General features: G+C 50.5%; 1 protein-coding gene. It reads right to left on the bottom strand.

What is annotated here, in order from left to right; all coding sequences use genetic code 11:
• The coding region (locus tag L6R21_27985) for a DUF4231 domain-containing protein (protein MCK6563047.1) at nt 1–384 on the bottom strand (384 nt) is incomplete at both ends.

Genomic DNA, 384 nt, shown 5'->3' with positions numbered 1-384 from the left:
ATCTTAAAGGCACTGTCGGAATTGTGATCTTTGCGGACGTGCTTGCCTGATGTCGCATTCTGCGTTTCAGTCACGTTCTGGTTTCCGTCAGTTTGCTGGCCTTTAGTCACCGGCTCGCCTGCTTCAGGATTCTGAGCTTCATCGAAATTTTTGTTTTGGTCAGGAGCCTGCTCTTTGGGCGCATACTCACCTGCTCTCGTCTGAAATTTGAGCTGCTCACTGCGCAAGATGGCGGCCATTTCGTCGTAATTCCGCCAATGCTCCCGGAAGTGGAAAAGCTTCTCCACCGAAACCAGGATGGTCACAATCAGACTGAGGACGGTTGGCACGATTGTATTCACTTGCAGATTAATCAAAACCGGCACGCTGGACGCCAGGATAATT

This window comes from bacterium, assembly GCA_023150945.1.
Lineage (GTDB): Bacteria > Zhuqueibacterota > Zhuqueibacteria > Zhuqueibacterales > Zhuqueibacteraceae > Coneutiohabitans.
Note: the sequence above shows the minus strand (reverse complement) of the source record. Positions and strands in the feature narration are given on the sequence as shown.